This is a genomic window from Aeromonas sp. R3-1, from assembly GCF_040908345.1.
Taxonomy (GTDB): domain Bacteria; phylum Pseudomonadota; class Gammaproteobacteria; order Enterobacterales; family Aeromonadaceae; genus Aeromonas; species Aeromonas veronii.
The window spans coordinates 1-5,100 of sequence record NZ_JBFODN010000190.1; the positions used below are offsets into that span (position 1 = coordinate 1).

Consider the following 5,100-nt stretch of genomic DNA (forward strand, 5'->3'; position numbering starts at 1 on the left):
CCTCTGCCTCTGCCTCTGCCTCTGCCTCTGCCTCTGCCTCTGCCTCTGCCTCTGCCTCTGCCTCTGCCTCTGCCTCTGCCTCTGCCTCTGCCTCTCTCAATGTGCAGTTGGGAGGGGGTCTGGTTTAGCCAGCCAGATATGTGTGAAGCTACAAACCCTGCTTGCAGAAACAACAAGGGCTGCACATTGTGCAGCCCTTGCCTCTGGAGAATAGCGGGTTGAGCGTGTCAGCTGGCCCAGGTGATGATGTGATCGATCCATTCACCCGCCTGATCCTCGTGAATGACTTTGCCACGGACGGATTGACCAGCCTGATGCATTGCGGAACGACTGCCGGTCAGCAGAGGATGCCACTCTGGAAGAGCGTCACCTTCAGACAGCAGGCGATATGCGCAAGTTGAGGGGAGCCAGTCATATTCGGTGATCTTGTCATGGGTGATCTGCAGACAGTCAGGCTCTTTTTTGAAACGATTGGCGTAATCAGAGCACTGACAGGTCTTGGTGTTAAGCAAATTGCAGGCGACATTGGTGAAAACCAGTTCGTCGGTATCTTCATCGATCAGCTTGTTGAGGCAGCATTTTCCGCAACCATCGCAGAGGGATTCCCATTCGGATTCAGTCATCTGCTGCAGACTCTTGGTCTGCCAAAAAGGGGCTTGCATCATACCGCTCACTTATTACACCTGATAAAACGCGTGGTTATACCCCTTGTTACCCGGTATTTCAAGGAGAGGGTCACTCCGGTTGGCAAATTGTCGTGATCAGCTCAAATGAATGCAATGACTTTCAGCCTCATCATATTGCTCAAACGGGTTCGCTGGTGGGCAGGAAGTCCCGCAGGTTTGAATACTTGGGCTGCATGATTGTCCAGTTCAGGTTTTATTTTCTGCTTCTTTATCCGTTACATCTTTTGATGTTTGTCTGCTTGCAGCAAGCAGGGTCAAATGATCTCCGATGCCTACCGTCAGGCTGTTGCACGCTTGTCTTTCAAATAAAGCCGCTGGTCACATATTGTTTGCGCCCTTCTGTCACTGCGACCCGCGGGAGAGCCTGCGTAGGCGTTCGTTTTTTGTCTTAATGGTTGAGATAGATATCTTGCTCTGAATAGGCCAGCAGAGGTGTGCCGAGGTTAGTCCGTTTCGCGCCAAAGAAGCGGGTGAGTACACCAGATTGCTGTCCCAGTCGCTGCAGCTTGACGTGATCCAGCTCGATCTGCTCGGGTAGCCAGGTAAATACGGCGGCGCAGTGACCATTGCCCAGACTGCGCTCCAGGGTTTGCTGCCAGTTCTTGATTTTGGGGCTATGTACCACCAGCACTCTCTTTGGATCGATACCTCGCTCTTCCAGACGGCTGACTGTGGGGCGTCCCGGCGGGGCGATCAACAAGATCCAGCCGGTATGAGCCTCCCCAAGCTTTGTCAGCTCGCTCAGAAACTGATCATCAGACTGGATAGTCACACCATAATGAGCCAACTCCGCTTTGCAGGCGGTTCTGGTTGGCCAGGGCTTGCTCATGACACGATTCATCGCAAAGGGCAGTGAGTGCAGGGGCTGGTTCATATATGGGGTTCCTGTATGAATATCCAAGCTGTATGCGCATACAGTAGTCCTGTCCTGTGGCAGTGACAAGGTGTTTTTGCTGAAAAATGTGATGGTGTTGGCATGTGTCGTTAGTAAGGTTATGTTTTTAAACACTATTTAATATAAAGCTGGTTGGGTGTTTTTCGTACTATGGACAAATCTTGCGTAACCGCCCATGGTTATACAGGTCATTTACAGGAGGTGCCGCCATGGATATCAGTACCTTGCAACGTCTTGATGCCAACATCTTGCTGGGCATCATCAATGAGAAGCTAAGGCTTGAGTGTGACGGGTTGGAGGAGCTGCTGGCCTATTACGATATGAGTGAAGAGCAGTTGGCAGGACGTCTGGATCAGATTGGGTACCATTACGATCCATTGAGTAATCAGTTCAAGGCACATCTTTAAGGGTGCAATGATTGCTTCATATTTATACGGTAATTTTTCAGGCACATTGAAACCGGTTTCAATGTGCCGTCTTGCTGCCTATTTTCAGGGATTTTCAAGGCTTGGCAATCTCTGAAAACCTATTCATGCCAGAATATTTTTATTGTTTCATTAAGCTTATGATAATAAAGGGAATGTTTGTTTTGATGCGATCAATTAAAGGAAAGGGTTTTCAAGCTTTTCAGGCTGTTTTTATCGGTTAAAGTGTGACTTGCGTTAACTTTTAATTCTGCCGCTTTAGTTAGTATTCTCACGCCGGTACATATCTTGAGATAACAACAGCGCCGGTCCCGCAAGCGGGATAACAATTTTATTTGTAACGAAGGAATATGGTTTATGGCTACCAAGAAGAAGACAGACCAGGATCTCCAACTGGATAAAGATCAGCTCAAGGCGAGTATCGTGCGTCACCTGCGTTCTACCTTGGGAACAAGCGAACAGAAAGCCTCTCCCGAAGCGTGGTGGAAAGCCACTGCTGCGGCTGTCAATGAACAGGTGTACGAGCGCCTGACCCGCACTCAGCAGACTCATTTCAAGAAAGATACTCGTGCGATTCACTATCTCTCTGCTGAATTCCTGATGGGACGATTGACTTCCAACAACCTGCACAACCTCTCCCTCTACAAGACTTGCGAAGAGGCGCTGGGCGAACTCGGTCTGGAACTGACCGACCTGTGCGAACAAGAGCCGGACATGGCACTTGGCAACGGCGGCCTGGGTCGTCTGGCTGCCTGCTTTATCGACTCGCTGGCCACTCTGAACTATCCGGCGGTTGGTTACGGTATCCACTACGAACACGGTCTGTTCCGTCAGGAAATCCAGGATGGCCGCCAGATCGAGCGTCCGGACTCCTGGCGTGAATATGGCAACCCCTGGGAGATCTGCCGCCCCGAGTCGGTGCAAGAAGTGCCGCTCTATGGCTACGTCGAGACCGTGTTTGGTGACAATGGTGGCCTGAAGAAGGTATGGCACGCCGGTCGCAAGATTAAAGGGGTGCCTTGGGATATTCCGGTGGTCGGTTTTGGCGGTCACACCGTCAACATCCTGCGTTTGTGGGAATCCCGCGCCTCCGAGTTTTTCGACTGGGACGTGTTCAACGCCGGTGGTTACATCGACTCCCAGGCTGAGAAAGCCCAGGCCGAGACCATCTCCAAGGTGCTCTATCCGAACGATGAGACCGATGCGGGTAAAGAGCTGCGTCTGATCCAGCAGTACTTCTTCTGTGCTTGCTCCATCAAGGACATCATGCGCCGCTACAAGCGGGTCCATGGCAGTGACTTCAGCAACTTTGCCGCGCAAATTGCCATTCAGCTTAACGATACTCACCCGACTGTCGCCATCCCGGAACTGATGCGGGTGCTGGTTGACGAGGAAGATCTGAACTGGGATGCCGCTTGGGCTATCTGCTATCAGGTCTTCTCTTATACCAACCACACTCTGCTGCCGGAAGCGCTGGAGAAGTGGTCGGTCAGCCTGTTCGAGAAAGTACTGCCTCGCCATCTGGAGGTGATTTACGAGATCAACGCCCGCTTCCTGAACGAGTTGGTGGAGCCCAAGTGGCCGGGCAACGATGCTATCAAAGCCAAGCTCTCCATCATCGAAGAGGGAGATGTGCGCAAGGTTCGCATGGGCAACCTGTGCGTGATCGGTTCGTCCAAAGTGAACGGTGTGGCCGAGATCCACTCCAAGCTGGTGAAGGAAGATCTTTTCCCCGAGTATGCCGAGCTGTGGCCGGAAAAAATGTGCAACGTGACCAATGGGGTGACTCCGCGTCGCTGGCTGCTGGCGTGCAACCCGGAACTGGCTGGCCTCTACAATGAAGTAGTGGGCAAAGAGTGGCCGCTGCAACTGGACAAACTGCGTGGCGTGGTGAAGTTTGCCGACGACAAGGCGTTCCAGCAGCAGTTCATGACCATCAAGCGTCACAACAAAGAGAAGCTGGTCAAGGTCATCAAAGACGAAACCGGTATCGATGTCAGTGCCGAGGCGATCTTTGACGTTCAGATCAAGCGTCTGCACGAGTACAAGCGCCAGCAGCTGAACCTCATTCACATCATGGCGCTCTATCGTCGTCTGCTGGCCAACCCGGACTATGACATGCACCCACGCGTGTTTATCTTCGGCTCCAAAGCGGCGCCCGGTTACAAGCTGGCCAAAGACATCATCTATGCCATCAACAAGCTGGCGGATCGGGTCAATAACGATGCTCGTATCCAGGGCAAGCTGAAAGTGGTGTTCATGCCGAACTACCGCGTGAGTCTGGCCGAGAAGCTGATCCCGGCGGCAGATGTCTCCGAGCAGATCTCCACTGCTGGTTACGAAGCATCCGGTACCGGCAACATGAAGATGGCACTCAACGGTGCAATCACCATCGGGACGCTGGATGGAGCCAACATCGAGATCGCTGAAGAGGCGGGTGCCGAAAACTGTGCCATCTTCGGTCTGAACGTGGACGAAGTGAAGTCGCTGAAGGCGCGCGGTTACAACCCGTACGACTTCTACTATGCCAACTCCGAGCTCAAAGCCGTGCTGGACTGGTTTGATACCGACTACTTCACGCCGGGTCGTCCGGGTGAGCTGGCCTCCATCAAGCGCTCCTTGCTGGAAGGGGGAGACCCTTACCTGACCCTGGCGGACTTCCAGTCCTACTCGGATGCACACAAGCTGATCGATACCTGGTATCGGGATCCGGCACTGTGGGCGAAGAAGGCCATCATCAACTCGGCCACCATGGGCAAGTTCAACTCCGACCGCTCTATTCAGGACTATGTGGATCGGATCTGGGATCTGAAGGCCTGCAACATCGGCTAATTAGATGCAGAGATGAAAAAAACGCAATGAAGTGAATCCCACGTTAGCTGGCGAATGACATGGCCTGAGTTCGGAACTCTACCCGGCTCAGGCCGTATAGTTTGAACTGTAGTGATCAACTAAATCCGGACACTTGGTTATGAGGTATCCTGATTTTCACAGACAGTTCCGATTGTTACGATGAGACAATCGGGGGTGTTGAATGAAATCGAGAGAGCACAATTCACCAGAGTTTCGGGCAGAGTCGGTTCGACTGGTGTTG

4 protein-coding genes are annotated in these 5,100 nt (G+C 52.4%); 2 read left to right on the forward strand and 2 right to left on the reverse strand.

What is annotated here, in order from left to right; all coding sequences use genetic code 11:
• Positions 1–227: 227 nt before the first annotated feature.
• Positions 228–662 carry a YcgN family cysteine cluster protein gene (locus tag AB5Y85_RS11615; RefSeq protein ID WP_005361134.1) on the reverse strand — a complete coding sequence of 145 codons (435 nt, stop codon included), beginning with the start codon at positions 660–662 and terminating at the stop codon, positions 228–230.
• 412 nt (positions 663–1,074) lie between these two features.
• Complete coding sequence (locus AB5Y85_RS11620) at positions 1,075–1,560, reverse strand: hypothetical protein (RefSeq protein ID WP_064335890.1); 486 nt, start codon at positions 1,558–1,560, stop codon at positions 1,075–1,077.
• 230 nt (positions 1,561–1,790) lie between these two features.
• On the opposite strand from AB5Y85_RS11620, the gene AB5Y85_RS11625 reads away from it, so the two are divergent.
• Both AB5Y85_RS11625 and AB5Y85_RS11630 read left to right on the forward strand, forming a co-directional pair.
• Complete coding sequence (locus tag AB5Y85_RS11625; RefSeq protein WP_005333612.1) at positions 1,791–1,988, forward strand: DUF4250 domain-containing protein; 198 nt, start codon at positions 1,791–1,793, stop codon at positions 1,986–1,988.
• A 375-nt stretch (positions 1,989–2,363) separates the two neighbouring features.
• On the forward strand, positions 2,364–4,838 hold the full coding sequence (locus tag AB5Y85_RS11630; protein ID WP_005361122.1) for a glycogen/starch/alpha-glucan phosphorylase: 2,475 nt from the start codon (positions 2,364–2,366) through the stop codon (positions 4,836–4,838).
• The last annotated feature ends 262 nt before the right edge of the window (positions 4,839–5,100 follow it).